The 18,772-nt window shown below is 55.3% G+C and carries 16 protein-coding genes and 1 other RNA gene; 9 read left to right on the forward strand and 8 right to left on the reverse strand.

What is annotated here, in order from left to right:
- Positions 1 to 45 precede the first annotated feature (45 nt).
- On the forward strand, positions 46 to 528 hold the full coding sequence (gene smpB, locus AC07V4_RS21540) for an SsrA-binding protein SmpB (protein WP_060752280.1): 483 nt from the start codon (positions 46 to 48) through the stop codon (positions 526 to 528).
- A 35-nt stretch (positions 529 to 563) separates the two neighbouring features.
- Here the strand turns inward: smpB and AC07V4_RS21545 are convergent, their stop codons facing one another.
- Positions 564 to 1,331, reverse strand: coding sequence for a GntR family transcriptional regulator (locus AC07V4_RS21545; RefSeq protein WP_431753156.1), 768 nt, complete (start codon positions 1,329 to 1,331; stop codon positions 564 to 566).
- A 262-nt stretch (positions 1,332 to 1,593) separates the two neighbouring features.
- Between AC07V4_RS21545 and AC07V4_RS21550 the strand changes: the two genes are divergently transcribed.
- The 5 genes from AC07V4_RS21550 to AC07V4_RS21570 all read left to right on the forward strand — a co-directional run bounded on the left by AC07V4_RS21550 (position 1,594) and on the right by AC07V4_RS21570 (position 8,522).
- The gene (locus tag AC07V4_RS21550) at positions 1,594 to 3,288 is read left to right on the forward strand and encodes a lactate permease LctP family transporter (RefSeq protein WP_492638150.1); all 1,695 of its coding nucleotides are present in this window, start codon (positions 1,594 to 1,596) and stop codon (positions 3,286 to 3,288) included.
- Between the two features lie 71 nt (positions 3,289 to 3,359).
- Complete coding sequence (locus tag AC07V4_RS21555; RefSeq protein ID WP_492638151.1) at positions 3,360 to 6,170, forward strand: FAD-binding and (Fe-S)-binding domain-containing protein; 2,811 nt, start codon at positions 3,360 to 3,362, stop codon at positions 6,168 to 6,170.
- A gap of 135 nt (positions 6,171 to 6,305) precedes the next feature.
- Positions 6,306 to 6,584 carry a PA2433 domain-containing protein gene (locus AC07V4_RS21560; protein WP_431753153.1) on the forward strand — a complete coding sequence of 93 codons (279 nt, stop codon included), beginning with the start codon at positions 6,306 to 6,308 and terminating at the stop codon, positions 6,582 to 6,584.
- 104 nt (positions 6,585 to 6,688) lie between these two features.
- Positions 6,689 to 7,078, forward strand: a transfer-messenger RNA (tmRNA) gene (ssrA, locus tag AC07V4_RS21565).
- A gap of 187 nt (positions 7,079 to 7,265) precedes the next feature.
- Entirely contained in the window at positions 7,266 to 8,522 is a 1,257-nt protein-coding gene (locus AC07V4_RS21570) for an integrase domain-containing protein (protein WP_492638152.1), read from the forward strand.
- Between the two features lie 164 nt (positions 8,523 to 8,686).
- Here the strand turns inward: AC07V4_RS21570 and AC07V4_RS21575 are convergent, their stop codons facing one another.
- From AC07V4_RS21575 to AC07V4_RS21600, 6 genes are all read right to left on the reverse strand, one after another.
- A complete protein-coding gene (locus tag AC07V4_RS21575; protein WP_099312307.1) occupies positions 8,687 to 8,956 on the reverse strand; it encodes a hypothetical protein in 270 nt (89 codons plus the stop codon).
- On the reverse strand, positions 8,953 to 9,933 hold the full coding sequence (locus AC07V4_RS21580) for an integrase domain-containing protein (protein ID WP_122720003.1): 981 nt from the start codon (positions 9,931 to 9,933) through the stop codon (positions 8,953 to 8,955). The genes AC07V4_RS21575 and AC07V4_RS21580 overlap by 4 nt, the downstream gene beginning before the upstream one ends.
- Positions 9,917 to 10,270, reverse strand: a complete 354-nt coding sequence (locus AC07V4_RS21585) for a hypothetical protein (protein ID WP_122720004.1) — start codon at positions 10,268 to 10,270, stop codon at positions 9,917 to 9,919. The genes AC07V4_RS21580 and AC07V4_RS21585 overlap by 17 nt, the downstream gene beginning before the upstream one ends.
- Positions 10,257 to 11,663 (reverse strand): YfjI family protein, encoded by a 1,407-nt coding sequence (locus tag AC07V4_RS21590; RefSeq protein WP_492638153.1) that lies wholly within the window; start codon positions 11,661 to 11,663, stop codon positions 10,257 to 10,259. The genes AC07V4_RS21585 and AC07V4_RS21590 overlap by 14 nt, the downstream gene beginning before the upstream one ends.
- Before the next feature lie 696 nt (positions 11,664 to 12,359).
- On the reverse strand, positions 12,360 to 12,590 hold the full coding sequence (locus tag AC07V4_RS21595; protein WP_099312299.1) for a hypothetical protein: 231 nt from the start codon (positions 12,588 to 12,590) through the stop codon (positions 12,360 to 12,362).
- A gap of 143 nt (positions 12,591 to 12,733) precedes the next feature.
- Positions 12,734 to 13,270: a LasR-specific antiactivator QslA gene (locus tag AC07V4_RS21600; protein WP_492638154.1), complete on the reverse strand. Its 537-nt coding sequence runs from the start codon at positions 13,268 to 13,270 to the stop codon at positions 12,734 to 12,736.
- A gap of 637 nt (positions 13,271 to 13,907) precedes the next feature.
- Between AC07V4_RS21600 and AC07V4_RS21605 the strand changes: the two genes are divergently transcribed.
- Positions 13,908 to 14,753 carry a hypothetical protein gene (locus tag AC07V4_RS21605; RefSeq protein WP_492638155.1) on the forward strand — a complete coding sequence of 282 codons (846 nt, stop codon included), beginning with the start codon at positions 13,908 to 13,910 and terminating at the stop codon, positions 14,751 to 14,753.
- A 296-nt stretch (positions 14,754 to 15,049) separates the two neighbouring features.
- Positions 15,050 to 15,520: a hypothetical protein gene (locus tag AC07V4_RS21610; protein WP_492638156.1), complete on the forward strand. Its 471-nt coding sequence runs from the start codon at positions 15,050 to 15,052 to the stop codon at positions 15,518 to 15,520.
- A gap of 357 nt (positions 15,521 to 15,877) precedes the next feature.
- Here AC07V4_RS21610 and AC07V4_RS21615 read toward each other — a convergent pair whose 3' ends face one another.
- Positions 15,878 to 17,560: a DNA cytosine methyltransferase gene (locus AC07V4_RS21615; protein ID WP_099312290.1), complete on the reverse strand. Its 1,683-nt coding sequence runs from the start codon at positions 17,558 to 17,560 to the stop codon at positions 15,878 to 15,880.
- Between the two features lie 378 nt (positions 17,561 to 17,938).
- Here AC07V4_RS21615 and AC07V4_RS21620 point away from each other — a divergent pair, with 378 nt between their 5' ends.
- A complete protein-coding gene (locus AC07V4_RS21620) occupies positions 17,939 to 18,361 on the forward strand; it encodes a very short patch repair endonuclease (protein ID WP_492638202.1) in 423 nt (140 codons plus the stop codon).
- Positions 18,362 to 18,772: the final 411 nt, after the last annotated feature.

Consider the following 18,772-nt stretch of genomic DNA (forward strand, 5'->3'; position numbering starts at 1 on the left):
TTGACCGTAGCCGACACGCTCGCAACTCCCTATAATGCCGCCCCTATGGCTAAACAAAAGAAACACCCCACAGGGACCATCGCGCAAAATAAAAAGGCGCGACACGATTACTTCATCGAACATCGGTTCGAGGCTGGTCTGGTCCTGGCCGGCTGGGAAGTAAAAAGTCTGCGCGCCAGCAAGCTGCAACTGGTCGACAGCTACGTACTGCTCAAGGATGGCGAGGCATGGCTGCTCGGCAGTCATATCACCCCGCTGACCACCGCGAGCACCCACGTGATTGCCGACCCGGTACGCACGCGCAAGCTGCTGCTCAATGCTCGCGAGATCGACAAGCTCGCCGCTGCCGTACAACAGAAAGGCTACGCCTGCGTCTGCTTGTCCTGGTACTGGAGCAAGCACTTGGTCAAGTGCGAGATCGCGCTGGGCAAGGGCAAGAAGGAATACGACAAGCGCGATACCGAGCGCGAGCGCGACTCCAACCGTGAGTTGCATCGCGCCGTGCGCAACAAGGGCAAGGAAGAGTAGCCCTTGTGACGATGTAGCCTGGGGCCTCCCCCAGGCTACATGCCTTTACGCCGCTCCGCCCTCGCTACGCGCTGAACTTCCTGACGCACTTCTTCCAACACTTCCTGCACATACAACAGGTGACGTGTTGAAACCTCCCGCGCCTGCTCGGCCCGCCCCTCGATAATCGCCAGGTACAAGTCCCGATGCTGACTGATCAGCATGTCTCGGGTTTCCGTGCGCTGCTGGTACATGCCACCGATATTGGTCACCACGTTACGCTTGAGCAGATCGAACAGCCCGCGAATGGTGTGCAACAACACGGCGTTATGGCTGGCCTCGGCAATCGCCAGGTGGAACCGCGCATCAGCCGCCCCCTCCTCCAACCGGCTCACCTCGTCCGCCCGGGTGTAGCAATCCTGTAAAGCCTCAAACGCTGCGGTCAGCCGCTCACGGTCGACCTCGGTGGCGCGCAACGCCGCGTAGTAAGCACAGGACGCTTCGAGGGTCTGGCGAAACTCCAGCAGGTCACGCTGCGCCTCAGGGTTGTTTTCCAGCAAATGCAGCAGTGGATCACTGAAGGTCGACCCCAGTGACTCCGCCACATAATTACCGCCGCCCTGGCGACTGACCAACAGCCCCTTGGCTGCCAGCTTCTGGATCGCCTCACGCAACGACGGGCGCGACACACCGAACTGCTCCGCCAGGGCTCGCTCGGCCGGCAAGCGCTCGCCTGACTTAAGCGTGCCCTCAAGGATCATGCCCTCAAGCTGCTCGACAATATCGTCAGACAAACGGCGCTGACGCACCTGATCAAACCCCATAACTCACTCTCCGCCATCCCGACCACTCGCCGGGGTCTCTATTCTGGCCTATCGCCGCGCTTGCAGCACCTATCAGAACGCTCTCGATTGGCCCAACCCGAACCCCTCGCCCACGGCGCTACGACCAAAGTTTCGCGAGCGGCAAATTGACACACCCACGCCAAGGCTTTTACTCTAGCCGACAGCAGCTGTAAATTGGTATTACCAATTATCCAAGCTAACTGAATAGTGCCTGACCAACAACAATTAGGGGCCATCCCATATGCAAACCTGGCAACAGCTCTACAGCCCTCTCGGCAGCCTCGGCCTGTCCGCACTGGCCGCCGTTATCCCCATCGTATTCTTCTTCCTGGCCCTGGCCGTGTTTCGCCTCAAAGGGCACGTCGCCGGGAGCATCACTCTGGCACTGTCGATACTGGTCGCTATCTTTGCGTTCCAGATGCCGGTGGACATGGCGCTCGCCGCCGCTGGTTATGGTTTTGCCTATGGCCTGTGGCCCATTGCGTGGATCATCGTCGCCGCAGTATTCCTTTACAAATTGACGGTCAAAAGCGGCCAATTCGAGATCATCCGCAGCTCGGTCCTGTCGATCACCGACGATCAACGCCTGCAGGTATTGCTGATTGGTTTCTGCTTCGGCGCCTTCCTGGAAGGTGCAGCGGGTTTCGGCGCCCCCGTGGCGATCACCGCCGCGCTGCTGGTGGGCCTGGGCTTCAACCCGCTGTACGCCGCTGGCTTGTGCCTGATTGCCAACACTGCACCGGTCGCGTTCGGCGCACTGGGGATTCCGATCATCGTCGCCGGCCAAGTGACCGGTATCGACGCGTTCAAGATCGGCGCCATGACCGGCCGCCAATTGCCGCTGCTGTCGCTGTTCGTGCCGTTCTGGCTGGTGTTCATGATGGACGGCCTGCGCGGCGTTCGCGAAACCTGGCCAGCAGCGTTCGTGGCCGGCCTGAGCTTTGCCATCACCCAATACTTCACCTCCAACTTCATTGGCCCGGAATTGCCAGATATCACGTCGGCCCTGGCCAGCCTGATTGCCCTGACCCTGTTCCTGAAAGTCTGGCAACCCAAACGCACCGCCGGCGCACAGATTGCCGGCGCCACGTCCAGCGCAGCGGTCACCGCCAGCGCCGGTGGCTTCGGCCTGCCGCGCAGCACAATCGCCTCGCCTTACAGCCTGGGGCAGATTTTCAAAGCATGGTCGCCGTTTCTGATCCTGACTGTGCTGGTCACTATCTGGACCCTCAAACCCTTCAAGGCGATGTTCGCTGCGGGTGGCTCCATGTACAGTTGGGTCTTCAACTTCGCGATTCCCCACCTGGATCAAATGGTGATCAAGGTCGCCCCAATCGTCACCCACCCCACCGCGATCCCCGCAGTGTTCAAGCTGGACCCGATTTCTGCCACCGGCACCGCGATTTTCTTCTCTGCACTGATCTCGATGCTGGTTCTGAAAATCGACCTTAAAACTGGTCTGACCACTTTAAAAGAAACCTTCTACGAACTGCGCTGGCCAATCCTGTCCATCGGCATGGTGCTGGCGTTCGCCTTCGTCACCAACTACTCCGGCATGTCGTCGACCATGGCATTGGTATTGGCCGCCACCGGCGCAGCCTTCCCGTTCTTCTCACCTTTCCTCGGCTGGCTGGGAGTTTTCCTGACGGGTTCCGACACGTCGTCCAACGCCCTGTTCAGTTCGTTGCAAGCCACCACCGCGCACCAGATCGGCGTCAACGACACCCTGCTGGTGGCCGCCAATACCAGTGGCGGCGTGACCGGCAAGATGATTTCGCCGCAGTCGATCGCCGTGGCCTGCGCCGCCACCGGCCTGGTGGGCAAGGAGTCCGACCTGTTCCGCTTCACCCTCAAGCACAGCCTGTTTTTCGCCACCATCGTCGGGCTGATCACCCTGGCGCAGGCTTACTGGTTCACCGGTATGTTGGTGCACTAAAGACCTGCACGTAATAGGGTAAGCATCGACGCCGCACCCCGGTCGCGGCGTCAACTATTCCTGGAGGACCGATGAGCCTGCCTGCTGCTTTTCTGCGCGACGCCGCACAACTGATCCCGCAAGATCGACGCTTCGACGACCCGCTTTCCACCCTGGCCTTCGGCACCGACGCCAGCTTTTACCGACTGATCCCACAACTGGTGATCCGCGTAGAGTCGGAGGACGAAGTGGTGGCACTGCTGCAACTCGCCCAACGCGACCGTGTACCGGTGACCTTTCGCGCAGCAGGCACCAGCCTGTCCGGCCAAGCCATCAGCGACTCGGTCCTGATCGTGCTGGGCGACAATTGGAACGGCCGCGAGATTCGTGGGCAAGGCACGCAGATTCGCCTGCAACCCGGTGTGATCGGCGCCCAGGCCAACGCATGGCTCGCGCCGTTCGGACGCAAGATCGGGCCCGACCCGGCGTCGATCAACGCCTGCAAGATCGGCGGTATCGTGGCCAACAATGCCAGCGGCATGTGCTGCGGCACGGCGCAAAACACTTATCACACCTTGGCAGGTATCCGCCTGGTGCTGGCTGACGGCAGCCGTCTGGACACTGAAGATGCGGCCAGTGTCGCGGCCTTTCGACAACAACAGGGCGCGCTGCTTGAACGTCTGGCGACATTGGGTCGCGAAACGCGGGCAAATGCCGAGCTGGCGGCAAAGATCCGCCACAAGTACCGCCTGAAAAATACCACCGGCCTGTCACTCAATGCGTTGGTGGATTTCGATGAGCCACTGGATATCCTCAGCCACCTGCTGGTGGGTTCCGAAGGTACCTTGGGCTTTATCAGCGCGGTGACGTACGACACGGTGATTGATCATCCGAACAAGGCGTCGGCGCTGATCGTCTTCCCGGACGTCGAAACCTGCTGCAACGCGGTAACGGTACTGAAAACCCAGCCCGTTTCGGCGGTGGAGTTGCTGGACCGACGCAGCCTGCGCTCGGTGCAGAACAAGCCAGGCATGCCGGCTTTCGTACAGCATCTATCGGAAAGCGCCTGCGCGTTGCTGATCGAATCCCGCGCGGCGTCGCCATCGCTGCTGCAGGAACAGCTCACGCTGATCATGGCCTCCCTGGCTCCGTTCCCGGTGGAAAAACAGGTCGACTTCACCGAAGACCCGCTGGAAAACGCGCGCCTGTGGGCGATCCGCAAAGACACTTTCCCCGCCGTCGGCGCCGTGCGCAAAACCGGCACGACGGTGATCATCGAGGATGTGACCTTCCCCGTCGAACAATTGGCCATCGGCGTGAACCGCTTGATCGCACTGTTCGACAAACATCACTACGACGAGGCGATCCTTTTCGGACACGCCTTGGAAGGCAATCTGCACTTTGTATTCACCCAAGGCTTCAACAGCAGCGAAGAAGTCGCACGTTACCAAGCATTTATGGACGACGTGGCGCAGCTTGTGGCGGTGGAATTCGGTGGCTCGCTGAAAGCCGAACACGGCACTGGCCGCAACATGGCGCCTTTCGTCGAGCTGGAATGGGGCAGCGACGCTTATCAGTTGATGTGGCAGCTCAAACGCCTGCTTGACCCCAACGGCATCCTCAACCCAGACGTGGTGCTCAGCGCAGACCCACAAATCCACCTGAAGCACCTGAAACCCCTGCCAGCGGCCGATGAGCTTGTGGATAAGTGCATCGAGTGCGGTTTCTGCGAGCCCGTGTGCCCATCGAAGGGGCTGACCCTGAGCCCGCGCCAGCGCATTGTGATCTGGCGCGACATCCAGGCCAAAAAACGCGCGGGCATCGACACGACCGAGCTGGAAGCCGCGTACCACTACCAAGGCATCGACACCTGCGCCGCCACCGGACTCTGCGCCCAGCGCTGCCCTGTAGGCATCAACACCGGCGACCTGGTGAAAAAGCTGCGCGCTCGCAACGCTGACCGTACGAAAACCGCCGAATGGCTGGCCAGCCATTTCGCCACCGCCCTGCAAGGTGCCCGCTTCACACTGCACGTCGCCAACGGTGCGCGCATGCTGCTGGGCGCACCGCGTCTTGCGAAGCTCTCGGCGAAAGTCACCCAACTGTCCAAAGGCCAAATCCCGCAGTGGACCAACGCCATGCCGCAGCCGGAAAAAGCCATTCGCTTTAGCCCGCCTGTTACCGACGAGCGACCACGGGTGGTGTACCTAGCGGCTTGCGTCTCACGCGCCATGGGCCCCGCAGCGGGTGACAAAGAGCAGATGTCGTTGTACGACAAAACCCGTGCGCTGCTGGAAAAAGCCGGCTATCAGGTCGTATTCCCCGACAACCAGGACAACCTGTGCTGCGGCCAACCCTTCGCCTCCAAGGGCTACGCAGAACAGGCCGAACACAAGCGTCAGGAACTGATCGGCGCCCTACTCCACGCCAGCCGTGGCGGCCTCGACCCGATCTATTGCGACACCAGCCCCTGCACCCTGCGACTTGTGCAAGACCTCGGCGAAACACGCCTGGACCTCTACGACCCGGTGCGCTTCATACGCACACACCTGATGGACCGCCTCGACTTTACCCCACAGGAAGCGCCCATTGCCGTGCACGTCACATGCAGCACACAGCACCTGGGCGAAAGCCAGGCACTGATCGATCTGGCGCGGCGCTGCTCGAAAACCGTAGTCATCCCGGAGGGCATCCACTGCTGCGGCTTTGCCGGCGACAAAGGCTTTACCACGCCGGGGCTCAACGCTCACTCACTGCGAACCCTCAAGGACGCGGTGCAATATTGCAGCGAAGGGATCTCCACCAGCCGCACCTGCGAGATCGGCCTGAGCCAGCATGGCGGCATCGATTACCACGGATTGGTGTACCTGGTGGACCGGGTCACCCAGGCCCGCGCGCATTAAACCTGCAAAAAACAGAACCCCGGCGCGCCGGCGCAGTCATCTGCATAGGTCTTCGCGATGAAGGCCATCCCCGACTTCGCTGGCTGCCCTAATCCGGGAGCAGCATCGAGCCTAATGTGTACAAGGAGAATACCGATGAAGCGTTCCGCTCTTGCTGGCCTGTTCATCACGGCAGCGATGCTGGCCTCCCCTGTTTTCGCGGCCGGCGAACCCGACCTGTGTCAAATCAACCTCGACAGAATCAACAACGGCAAGGCCTTGCTGGCCACCGACACCTCCGGCAAAAGCGGCGAAATCGACACTGCTGTCTCCCAGGCCAAGGCCGCTCACGCAGCCGGTGATGACAAGAAGTGCATCGAGATCACCTCCAAAGCCCTGCAAGACCTGCAGAATGGTGACAAAGGCGGCCAATAGGCCAGAGACCCGCTCAAGGCCAACCTTCGGGTTGGCCTTCTGTGACCGTTTGGCGTACACTGCATGAGCTTGTCACTCACTAAGAAACAACGAGTTACAAGCACGGGGCCGTTTAGGATTCGACGCCGGTTGCGAAACTTTAGGTGCATGCCGAGTTGGTAACAGAACTCGTAAATCCACTGTTGCAACTTCTTATAGTTGCCAATGACGACCAATACGGTGCTGCTCTCGCTGCTTAATTGCAGCTGACATGCACTCCTGATGCCTTCGGGCTCAGCAATCATCAGGGGATGTCTGTAAACCCAAAATGATTGTCATATAGAACAGAATCGCCGTGCAGTACGTTGTGGACGAAGCGGCTAAAACTTACACAACTCGCCCAAAGCACCCTGCCCGTCGGGTCGCTGAGGGTTAACTTAATAGACACGGCTACGCATGTAGTACCGACAGCGGAGTACTGGCGGACGGGGGTTCAAATCCCCCCGGCTCCACCATTTCATCATCTAAAGACGTCCACGGACGTCTTTTTTTGTGCCTGAAATCCAGTAAACACAAGGGCTTCAGGGCTACCGGGAACTTTCGAGGCTTTTTGAGTTCCAGAGTTTTTTGTATTCCAAATGGTATTCCAAGGCATCCGGTGCTATTTTTTGGAATACCAAAACGGTGTCAGAGGTAGCTCTCATGCCCGCTCCAGCCCTCCGCCTTTCCGACCGCCAGCTCAAGACAGTCAAGGCAAAAGACAAGGATTACGTTCTCAGCGATGGTGACGGCCTCCAGCTCCGGGTCAGGAGCAACGGCTCAATGCTGTGGAACTTCAACTACCGCGATCCGATAACCAAGAACCGTATCAACATGGGACTGGGCACTTATCCAGAGCTCTCGTTGGCAAACGCTCGAAAGAAAGTCGTTGAAGCACGTGAGCTACTTGCACAAGGCATAGATCCCAAGGTGCAACGCAACATTCAGATTGAAGCCAAACGAACGCAGACAGAACACACATTCGAGAACGTCGCTACAGCTTGGTTTGAGCTGAAGAAGGACTCTGTCACCCCAGCTTACGCCGAAGACATTTGGCGGTCGCTCACACTGCATGTATTCCCGGACCTGAAAACAACGCCGCTTTCGAAAATTGCCGCACCGATGATTATCGAACTGCTTCGGCCAATCGAGGCAAAAGGCAGCCTCGAGACCGTGAAACGGTTGAGCCAAAGGCTCAATGAGATCATGACCTATGGGGTCAATTCCGGGCTCATATTCGCGAACCCCCTCAGCGGTATTCGCGCGGTATTCAAGAAACCCAAGAAACAGAACATGGCTGCACTCCACCCTGATGAGCTACCCGAGCTCATGCTGGAAATCGCCAACGCAGCCATCAAAAGAACGACCCGCTGCTTGATCGAATGGCAGTTGCACACCATGACCCGTCCTGCCGAAGCGGCAACCACACGATGGGCAGACATCGACTTCGACAGGCGTATCTGGACCATTCCGCCGGAGCGCATGAAAAAGCGTCGTCCGCATACCATCCCATTGTCTGAACAGGCACTCGCACTGCTGGAGGCACTCAAGCCCCACAGCGGACACAGAGAGTACGTGTTTCCGGCAGACCGAAATCCCCGCACCCATGCCAACAGCCAGACGGCCAACATGGCGCTGAAACGTATGGGCTTCCAAGACCGGCTGGTCAGCCACGGCATGCGCTCCATGGCCAGCACCATCCTGAATGAGCATGGCTGGGATCCGGAACTAATCGAAGTTGCACTGGCGCATGTCGACAAGGACGAAGTTCGTAGCGCCTACAACCGGGCGGACTACATCGAACGCCGGCGTCCGATGATGGCCTGGTGGAGTGAACATATCCAAAAAGCGGCCACTGGCAGCCTTTCGGCATCTGCCATCAATCAAGGCAGGGGCCGCAACGTCGTACCGATTAGCTGACCATCCAAGGTACGCGACGCCGGTTACAATCCGTGTCATGCAGCAGGGCGACGAGATTGACGACGGTGGATAAATCTCTCGCATGGCTGCGCTTCTTCAGCCAAGCCCTTGAGTATGGGAAGGCTCCGCATTCCCATACTCAAGGGCTCACGCCTAAAGATCTATCAGGCAACCACGACTTTTGCCTTTCTGCGGCGGATCAACTCTGTTGTTAACGCATAGTAATATACGGTCGCTGGTGCTGAGCATCGCAGGTAGTGATCCAAAAACCATCTCACGTGTTTTTCTCTCCAGGACCAAGGCGTCGCACAACCCCACCGCTCACGAATTACCTCGTGCATCCTTTCTGCTTGCCTGATGTGCCGCTGCTGCGTGGCATGCGCACCTTTGAGCACGGGGCGCAGAAACAACGCTATGTCGAACTCGGATGTCATCGCCGACCTCCGATGTAGGCACTCACCACATCGATGCGGTTATGTCCCAATTCGTGGCTGATCTGCTGTCGTGCACGCTGATCAAGCTCTCGATCTTCTCGATGAACACGACCGCCATTGACGGGTGCAGGAAAGCCAGTCAGTTGCTCATAGCGCTCACACGCGTAAGCCGCTCGCAGTTCATGAAAGCCTTTCAATCCATGCTCATGCAGAATGTCCCGAGCAGGTCGAACCACTGCCTGTAAGAAATCTTTGTAGCTTTCATCAGGGGCTAACAGGTTCCGACTGCTAGTAGGAGACGCTTCGTAGGCCCTCTCGAGGGCATCGCGGACTTGATCCGTGACCGTAATCCAACGCGGTGCAGATGCGCCTGAACGACCGCCTTTGGTGCCGTCCTGGATGTTGATCTTGCCGAGTTGCCAGGCCTCACGTTGCAGTCGGGGAAGGTCCGACAAGATCGCTTCACGCAGGCGCATACCGGTCTCCCGAGCGAGGAGCACGATGGCACTCACCCTCAGTTGCTGTCGCTCTGACAGCGCTTGCGCAATCAGCCTGACCTGCACACGGTCTTGGCCTTGTGGCGCCTCACTACGCACGCTTGAGCGCTGCAAGCCAAGCGCCTTGCTCGGACTCGGAATTTTGACGTATTGATCACCGCGCAGCGCAGCCATCGTTCGGTTCAAGCTGGACAGTCGGTTCTGCGCGGTGGCGATGCCGACGTTGCCCTGATCAACCTGCTCCCGCACGTGGACGGCGTACCGCATTAGGACTTCGCGGTCGATCTGTCGCGCATCATTGAGCCTCGGCCCTTCCTCGGATAGACACCAACGCACGAAGGCCTGCCAGCGATCACTATGGGCTTTGACGGTAGCAAAATGGCCTTCGCCAAACAGATCTTTCAGGGCTTGCGGTCCGGCATAGCTGAGCTGGCGACCGAAGCCGAAATTGCGCCCTGCTCGCTTACCGACGCGAGCCATTTTTCTGTTCCTGATCGGCTGCTGCGAGATCATGCAAAAGGGCTCGCCAGTGCGCACTTACAATCGCGAACTGAGCCCAATCAGTCGGGCGAAAACACAGCGTGTTGTCGGTGACGTAAAGATGCGCGCCCTGCTCTTCCAACCATTGGATAATGGAGGTCGTCGAGGTGATAGTTCTATGGAGGGTGGCGACACCGGCGACACCGGCGACAACCCTTGCCTTGCCTGCCTTTGAGCGTGGCGACAAAGTGGCGACAGTACCGGCGACAAATCGCACTTTCGGCTCCTTTTGGCGTTGAGCCAGATGGTTGCGCAGCGCTTCATCAAGATTGAACATGGCGCACCTCGAAGGTGTGGCCGTCGGAGATCAACCACTGATGATCAATCAACTCGACCAGCAGCTTTGCGGCATGACGACTGCTCTTGCGGGCAAAGCGGGGACCGTTGCGATTCAGATCTCGAATACTGAAGCGCTTCCAATCCTTGACCTGCAGCCAGCGCAACAGCCGGTCCGCCTCTTCTTTTACCCTGCACATCGGCTCCTGCTCGGTCAGGCGCTGGATCTCGGTGAGGTAGTAGCCAACTAAGGCCGAGGCCCGCTGGATATGGTCGACCTCAACGACACTGTTCTCCTCCACAACGGCCAAAATGCCGGCGACGCGCAAAAGGTTGTCGGCGGCCTTCGAACCGCTGGGCCGCACGCTGGCCAGCTCGCCAAACTCACCCAGTTGAGCTTCGATAGCATCATGCAAATCAATCCAGCGACGACGCGCGAGCGGACTGAGGCTCAGCTTTGATAGTTGCAAGGCTCCGTCAGCGGAAAGTGACCAAGGCTGATAAAACAGAGCCGAAAGGCGGTGATGATATCGCTTGAGGGCAGCGTCTTTGGACAAGTCGATAGCCTGGTAGCTACGTTGCCCGGCTAGACTGGTTGGCCAGGTCATCAAGCAGCGCCCTAGAATGCCTTGCCCCTGCAGCAACGGGTCACTGAGTAACTGCATGGCCAAATACGGTTGCAGCATCAGGTGCAGGCTCAGGCGTCGGTCATATGCTCGTAGGCTTTCGCCTGCCATAGAGCGAGCACGATCAATCGGGCTACCGTCCCAGAGCGACGACAAGGTCGTGACCGCTTTCAAACGGTTGTCCCGACTCATGGTGCTGCTGCCAAGGAATTGTCCCCCCTCGTCACAGAACAGGCCCATGCTCGGCAAGTCATGGCAGAGTCCCTTGATCAGGGCCTCGATAGTCGGATCCGTGGTTATCAGCCTAGGTGCAGAGGGCTCCGCTTCGAGCGGTACGCTGTTTGTGGGGGTGGGATCGGCGGGCTTGATACGCTGCGCCTGCCGTTGTGCGGCACGGTACAACGCGAGTTGTTCGCGGTAGCGTTGCCACTGTTCACGCTCCCATTGCCGTGCCGGCAGCAACGCACATCGGTCTGCGGCGGTCTTGCGATCACCTGACGCGGCCACCGTGATCAGGTACAGCGACAGGGGATAATTTCTCCCGTCGAGCTGTAAGCCCGCATGACCTTGAGTGGCCAGCGCCGAGGCAGCCAACACTGATTGCGCGGCCAATGCCTGGGGCACACCGATGACCTCGGCCATTCGCTCTACCGCAGGCCCAAGAATCCCACCCAGTGCCTGCACCGGATAAGGCTGGGCCACGGGATTCGACTCAATCAGCGGTCGAGGTGGTCGTGGTAGTTCAAGCTTCGGATCTAACTGCTGCATGGGCCCTCTCCTCGTTCATTGCTGGTTGTCCTCACGTAGTCCCGCCACGGCTGTTGAGTGTTATCAGGGATCAAGGCCCCTGCGGCCTGTGAGGTGTTCACTGACGTGGAACGAACGGCTCCTTACGACCGGGAGCAAGGGCATGACCCCATGAATCTGGCCTCCTTAGACGCATCCGAAGATACGGGCGGGTGGAGGCTGTGCCGACTGACGAGTTCGGCACCTGGAGATCCTGGGAGGGAGAAGGCAACAACATCGACACCTGGGGCATGCCTGACTGTCAGTCAGATGCAGCCTTTCCATTGGCTGCGGCACCGGTGCCTGTGTCGTTGCGGATGGCGACACATCGGAGTTGTCACGCCGATTGTCACGAAGAGAGTTGCGGCAATGCCCCGTACGACGTGGCTTGCAGCAGTAGTACGAGCGCCCGTCTCTTTCCAGGAGAAAGAGACGGGCGAGGTCTGGCGCAGCGAAGTGTGCCGAGAGGTGAGGTTGCTGCAGTGCAGCGAGAAAGGTCCATCGTCTGCCGCAGTGGGCAGATCAGTCGAGTAGGCATCCATCACTCTTGGGGAGTGACCGTGCGAGCCGCCGGACGCTAATCGCACTTCGGAAGAACCACCACACAAGTGGCGTAGCCTTGAAGGCTCTGGCTACCTGGGCTGGTGCTGTCAACGACAGCGATCCGTGCGCCAATTTTTATACCCACTCGAAAAGGCGGTCAAGCGTCACTGCCGAAGTGCTCAGAAAGTGGCGACTGTCGCCAATTTTGTCGCCATGCTCCAGGCCACGTTCTACGTGGGTTGTCGCCGGCGTCGCCGCTGTCGCCACACCTACATCCATGCCCAACGAAAAGCTTCGCACACACACTGAAATGGCGCTGCGCTCGATAGAGATTGCAGGGAATTGCTGACGGGTGAAAGCAAGCATGGCGTTAATCAAATTTGAAAATGGGAGGGTAGAACGCGGCGGCGGAGAGAAAAAAGCGAGGGAACCCTCCGATCGGCGCGATCAAAGATCGCTTGATCGGAGGGTTTGACGGGAAAAGCAAATCTCAAACGTCAATTACAGATTCAAGCGTCAAAGCTGGATGATTGTGAGGTGAAGGCTTCACGCCGCATGATCAGCGTCTGCTGCAACCGCAGCAAAAAACCTGCTTCAAATGCCTCTTGTGGATCACCTGGACGATGACGTTTCCGATTCTGAGACAACGCCCACCATAGCGGTAACGATGAGCCTTCAAGCCAAGTCTCTGCGCAACGAACACCATCCTTAATAATCGGAGCGAATTCATCGCCCCACGGGGTTTGGATCGCAGGAGAGCCTTCAGCGGATGGGACAGAGACATACTCATGGCTCTGTTGATGAACGCTTTGAGCTGGAATACCAGTCAAATTTCGGAATGCCTTGTCGTACAACACGGCGGCGTCATCCAACAGCTCTACTGCCAGCTCAACGTCTTGGGGAAAATGAAGCAGAATACTCTGGGCTCCGTTAAGTCGGAGAGTGGCAGCCTGCCGCAGTTTAATAGCTGCATCTTCAGGGCCAAGCGATGAAGTATCGATGCTGTTGGGTTTGGGGAGCCCGATTAGAAGTGAGAGATCAAACATCACGGAGTCCTCCGAGATGGTTTGCAGCCTGTACCAAATGGGCGGGGTGGTGCGCGAGCTTAAAAGGGGGGCATGCCATTTTCCTTATCTCCTCGGACAAGTAAAAACTGCCATCAGCCGTTGTCACGCGGTTGGGTGGCAGACCGTACGGGGGTGACAAACCGGCGTCCGAGGGTACCGGCCAGGCATAAGCCTGCCCCGCACGATCCACCATAGAAAAGCAGCAGCTAAGCCTGTGTGAGCACTTTCTACTGGCTATGGCGCCATGCACCTCGAACAATTCAGGTTGTCACACCCGGTCGCGGGATTTACCGCGACGGGACAAAGCGTAAATGTGTAGCCGTGACAACACAAGCATGAGAGTCAATAAGCGCAGCATCCAAACAAAGATGCCGAGCAAAACCTAGCATTTATCGCCTTGTTGCGGCGGCGGATCCGATCCACACAAGGACCTTTGCTATCAAAATCGTATTGCTCTCATCGCAACGAGAGGCTCTCGGTCTAGCGGAGGCACGACCGGTGCTTGTTGTATGTCAAAACGACAGTCAAGAATCTAGGAGGTGTGTTGCAATTCAGTGCTACGCTCGAGAGACGCTCTATCCGATCAGCCTCCTCAAACTGTGAATGCGGATTAACCATGGAAGTCAAACAAAACCCGTTTTCTTTTTATGATTTTCTTGGTTATTTTGTTCCTGGATCGCTTTTTGTTTATTTGCTTATCAGTATAGCCTCTCACTCCGCCATCAAAGATAGCGCGCTACTTAAATTTATAAATATATCAGAACTAAAAGGAGTAGAACTTTACACACCACTGATTTTACTTTCCTATATAAGTGGTCACTTCATAAATTTTTTATCCGCCATGACAGTAGAAAAGCATTTAAATTGGATGTATGGATTTCCTTCAAAAACGCTGCTAGGGATTTATCAGGATAGTTACTTTACATCTGGAGTCGACAGTAAGAAAAAGAACTCAGTTAGAGTGATCGTCGCATTTCTTCTTTTACCCATAAGCGCTATTGACTTTTTTGTAAACTATGCACTAGGAGTTAAGAGCCTAGTAAACAAAGAACTCGACACAATGATGAAAACCATTATCAGACAAAAAATAACACTCATCCTATCAAGCTCCGCTGGACTCGATAGTCCCGCCGAAGAGCCAGCAAGAGATACCAATTATTTCCTATACCTTTATCACTATGCTTTAGAGAACTCTAAAAATCACGCTCCAAAAATGCAAAACTACGTCGCTTTATTTGGTCTGATGCGAACTTTAACATTCTATTTTGTGATTTTATTTTGGGTTGCTACATGGCATATGATTTACAGCAACGCGGGAATGCTAGCCACCATCACCACCCTACTAACTATCATTTTCATATCATATATATTTTATTTGAGCTTCATAAAATTTTATCGCCGATTTACTCTTGAAGCACTTATGGCTGCAGCCGTTGCCTACTCCAGCAAGGACAATAGTTAAGGACGGCGATGGGTGGACAGTGGGATCTATTTTACAGTTACGTAGAACTTCGCAAACGTCTGGAACGGTCAAGATTGCTTGTTGGCTCCCAACCATAGGTCCACTGCGAGCATTCCCGCTCTGATCTCTGATTTGATAAGCCATGCGTCTGAGTTCAGCGGGCCAGCGAATGCCATGCAGGCCTTTGCCGTCTCTGCCACGGCGAGCACAGCTTTGTGAGTGGATAATTCGTCCGTCTGTTCTACAATTCAGCAGCGGTGCTGGCTGGTCTATCGCCCAAAGCTTTAGGAGGGTTCATGCGCAAAGACGAGATAACTAAAGAGCTTTCATTGCTAGCCTTCGACTTCTTTTATTGGTTCTCACGATTCGAGTTCTGTCTCAAAGAATACGGTTATCTGAAATATGATAAGCTAGGTGCAAATGCTGAGCCCGGCTGGGATAAATTTGTAAATGAGCATGCAGATGCATACAATCCTTCTGATGAGGCCAAGGAGTTACTCGCAGCAGCCCCAGAGCGACAGATTGTCTTGGCGAATAGCACGCTGGACTGGCGACCCGTCGGGTTGTTAGATTGCAAAACAGATCTTGCTAAAGTCGTGCGATCGATCAAGACCATTCGCAACAACTTATTTCATGGCGGCAAGCATGGCGCAGCCGGCTGGGATAACCCTGTTCGCACACAACTTTTACTTGTATCAAGTAAGGCGGTACTAGCAAACCTTGCCGCCCTCGGAGAGTTCCAAGGTGACTACGAAAGATTTTATTAGATTTTTTCAGGCTGGTACTGCACTGCTGCGGCATGACTCTGACGCTTCACCCATAAGATAACTACAACTCACCATAGCCTAAAATACACAATAGAAAACGAATTTTGCCCAAAAGGACGAAACATAACCCTTTACTATATTACTCAATTCTCTCTTGACAGTTGAATTTGGATTAATAACATATCTTCCGCAAAGCCGCGCCAGAGCCAGCACTCACCTTCCAAAGTCAACATGCATGCATGCTAAAAAACAAACCAATAAACTCACCTATAAGCGCACGAGAAATGAAGTGCCGCTTCGGTTTCAAAAGCGGCCCTTCAAGATAGCCGCTTTCGGCCAAGAGCGATAAATTAGGGTCTACAGCAGCGACGAATCATTCTGGGAAGGTCCTTTATCTGAAAGATTTTTACGTTCGGCAACCCGTCGACATACAACATCATAAACAATTTTCGCAATTTTGTTTGCCAGTAAAGGAGGGACTGCATTGCCCACTTGATGGTATTGCTGAGTTCGATTTCCTTCGAAATAATAATTATCTGGGAAGGTCTGAAGTCGTGCCGCCTCGCGGACGGTCAAGCTACGACATTGAGCAGGGTCGTAGTGAATAAAATAGTGACCATCCTTCGATATATGGCTGGTGATAGTCGTTGCAGGAAGTTCTGCAAGCTGCACCCTGAAGCGGTCGCTAAACTTGCCACTTTCCCAATTCTTGTGAGCGGGAGCGAGACCAGGAAGAGAAAATTGCTGATGGCCCTTGGGCGAGTATTTATAGTGCTCGGCGAAGGTGCTAGCAAATGCGTATCGCCGGAGATCCGACCGCATATGGCCGCGAGCATCGTGACTTATCCAATATTTGATATTTGGATCCTGATACCAAGAATTCAAAGATGGTATACCTGTATCACCTTGACCCTGCTCTATTTGCACTCGTTCACCACCTGAGCTCTGTGGCGCATTGAAAAGTGCCTTACGAGTAGTTCGTAGAGGGGCAATGAGCTTGCCATTTTCAAGTTCGGCATGATGCAGCAAATCATCTACTTCTTCAGTAACAATTTGATACCAAGCCTCTTGAGAGTCCGAACGCCTTGACAGCTTGCTTCTAAGCTTCGGCAGGCCGCCGATGGCTTGTCTCACCGATACTGGCTCGGCTGTTTTCAAGAGATCATGAAACGGAACATTTCCGTCTTCATCGAGTGCTATTCCCAACAGAATGACGCGATGCCGAGCTTGTGGAATCCCGTACTTTTCTGCTTCGATGATAAAAGACTTTGGGTTTACTTTCTCTATACAGTCCGAATCGCTGAATGACTCCTCTGAAACTAGAGAACAAATCTTGTATTTTTGCCCTCCTTCTGTATTTTCTAATGCTTTGGTCGGATCCACCAGATCTTTCAAAATCTGCGCAAAAATTCCTTTACCTCCAACCTTTGACGACAGGATCCCTTTAACGTTTTCCATAACGAAAACAGTAGGACGATAATCTTTGATGATGCGCAGATAGTCTTTGTACAGAAAATGACGGTTATCATTCTCAGGAACATAGCCCAGCTTGGCTTGGTTTCTGGCGCGACCAACGATGGAATACGCTTGGCACGGGGGGCCACCAATCAGGACCCACGGGCGCCCTTCCTGATTCAATCTTGCATTGATGAGTTTATTTAACTCCTTGTCGCCATCCTCCGATCCCAAGGTTATCTGTCGTGCCTCCTGCTCGGCTCGGCTCCAGAACTCTGCAGTTTCAGGGGTGCTAGGCTCTGTCGCGTTTCCATTGCAGTATCTGTAGTAATCCTGCAACCCCCGAGGGTACTCGCGCTTGAGCAAACGATAGAAAGCACGCAGTCTGAGCGTCCTCCTAGCGACAGAGTCCATTTCGGCAGAAACGATGATATCGAAGTGTTTGCCATCACCGGAGGATGAGAACCCCTCGCCTAACCCGCCAGGGCCTGCAAAAAGGTCGACGATCTGAATAGCGCCCTCAACTGCAGCAGTTGGCTCGGCGATCACCTTCGACGGGAAAAGGATGTTCTGGTATTGAATCATGGGCTTCATTGTTCAAAGAATCAGGAGTGGCGACAGCTTTAGCGGCCGAGCCGCGACACTGTACTAGGATTGAGACCACAGCGCAGCTGCGGCTGCGGCTGCGCTGGTGGCGATCCCCCCCTCTTCGTCGAGCGCTTTGGAGCTGTCAACAATCCCAGCTAGGGACTCTTTTTCGGCGAAAAACGCAATTTCAACCATAGCCCGTTGCCTGCCAACGCAAAACTATCGCCTATCCCCTCGCGTCCCACGAAAAAAATAATGATTTGTATTGGCTTCGGAACGCTAGCGAAGTTTCAAAGGTCTTATCCTTAAGAAAGAGCAGAAGCATCAGGGGAGAGACTTATGGATGTAGTCAGTACAGAAGTCAGGTCTCGCATGATGGCAAGCATCCGCGGCACCAATACAATCCCCGAGATGAAAGTACGAAAGCTGTTGCACAGACATGGATTCAGGTATCGGTTGCATCCGCGGAACCTTCCAGGTCGGCCCGACGTAGTGTTACGTCGCTACCACCTCTGCATATTTATTCATGGCTGCTTTTGGCACAGGCACCCTAATTGCAAGTATACGACCACACCCAGTTCTCGCGAAGATTTTTGGCACGCGAAATTCGAGCAAAATGTGAAGCGAGATATAGAAAAAAGAAATGAACTGCTACAACAGGGTTGGCGGGTCTTCGAGCTTTGGGAGTGCGGAATCCGCAAGACAGAAACAGACATGAAATGGCTTCTGGAAGCAGTGCCAGATTTTAATCAACAGTACGTTTCTTGGCCCGATTATCCTAGCGAATCCTCCGACTGATCGCGACTACTAAGGCTAATCGGCTATTTTAAAATACTTGGACGCGATTGCATCACCTGCCACTTAGACAGTGTTTACCAAACCTCTAGCCGGCATCATCTTATTGCAGGGATATGTACCGACTCCTGAGAATTACTGAAGTTGGAACGTGCCTAATTTCGTGGCCTTATCTTAGTTGGCCGAGCAAAGCTATTGTTCATCTGCTTACCCCTTCGAAGAGTGACTCTCGGAGAAAATACACAAAGGGGGGGGTATGCATGTCACCTGTTTATCAGTCACCGCACACGATTGGCAAAAGGAACGCACTGTTTTTTCCGCTTGGTTTATCTAATGAGTGACAATTGCCTCACAGGAAAATGCGTACCCGAATCGTTGAGAGAATATATGGCTGAGCATTGGATCGCCAACCGG

The organism is Pseudomonas sp. GW821-FHT03A09 (assembly GCF_059421065.1).

Excerpts from the sequence above, each read along its gene's own strand:
- AC07V4_RS21560 (WP_431753153.1), top strand. The coding sequence starts at position 6,306 with ATGAAGCGTTCCGCTCTTGCTGGCCTGTTCATCACGGCAGCGATGCTG.
- AC07V4_RS21545 (WP_431753156.1), bottom strand. The coding sequence starts at position 1,331 with ATGGGGTTTGATCAGGTGCGTCAGCGCCGTTTGTCTGACGATATTGTC.
- AC07V4_RS21585 (WP_122720004.1), bottom strand. The coding sequence starts at position 10,270 with ATGTTCAATCTTGATGAAGCGCTGCGCAACCATCTGGCTCAACGCCAA.
- AC07V4_RS21605 (WP_492638155.1), top strand. The coding sequence starts at position 13,908 with ATGGAAGTCAAACAAAACCCGTTTTCTTTTTATGATTTTCTTGGTTAT.
- AC07V4_RS21550 (WP_492638150.1), top strand. The coding sequence starts at position 1,594 with ATGCAAACCTGGCAACAGCTCTACAGCCCTCTCGGCAGCCTCGGCCTG.
- AC07V4_RS21580 (WP_122720003.1), bottom strand. The coding sequence starts at position 9,933 with ATGGCTCGCGTCGGTAAGCGAGCAGGGCGCAATTTCGGCTTCGGTCGC.
- AC07V4_RS21570 (WP_492638152.1), top strand. The coding sequence starts at position 7,266 with ATGCCCGCTCCAGCCCTCCGCCTTTCCGACCGCCAGCTCAAGACAGTC.
- AC07V4_RS21575 (WP_099312307.1), bottom strand. The coding sequence starts at position 8,956 with ATGACATCCGAGTTCGACATAGCGTTGTTTCTGCGCCCCGTGCTCAAA.
- AC07V4_RS21600 (WP_492638154.1), bottom strand. The coding sequence starts at position 13,270 with ATGTTTGATCTCTCACTTCTAATCGGGCTCCCCAAACCCAACAGCATC.
- smpB (WP_060752280.1), top strand. The coding sequence starts at position 46 with ATGGCTAAACAAAAGAAACACCCCACAGGGACCATCGCGCAAAATAAA.
- AC07V4_RS21620 (WP_492638202.1), top strand. The coding sequence starts at position 17,939 with ATGGCAAGCATCCGCGGCACCAATACAATCCCCGAGATGAAAGTACGA.
- AC07V4_RS21555 (WP_492638151.1), top strand. The coding sequence starts at position 3,360 with ATGAGCCTGCCTGCTGCTTTTCTGCGCGACGCCGCACAACTGATCCCG.
- AC07V4_RS21610 (WP_492638156.1), top strand. The coding sequence starts at position 15,050 with ATGCGCAAAGACGAGATAACTAAAGAGCTTTCATTGCTAGCCTTCGAC.
- AC07V4_RS21615 (WP_099312290.1), bottom strand. The coding sequence starts at position 17,560 with ATGATTCAATACCAGAACATCCTTTTCCCGTCGAAGGTGATCGCCGAG.
- AC07V4_RS21595 (WP_099312299.1), bottom strand. The coding sequence starts at position 12,590 with ATGCTTGCTTTCACCCGTCAGCAATTCCCTGCAATCTCTATCGAGCGC.
- AC07V4_RS21590 (WP_492638153.1), bottom strand. The coding sequence starts at position 11,663 with ATGCAGCAGTTAGATCCGAAGCTTGAACTACCACGACCACCTCGACCG.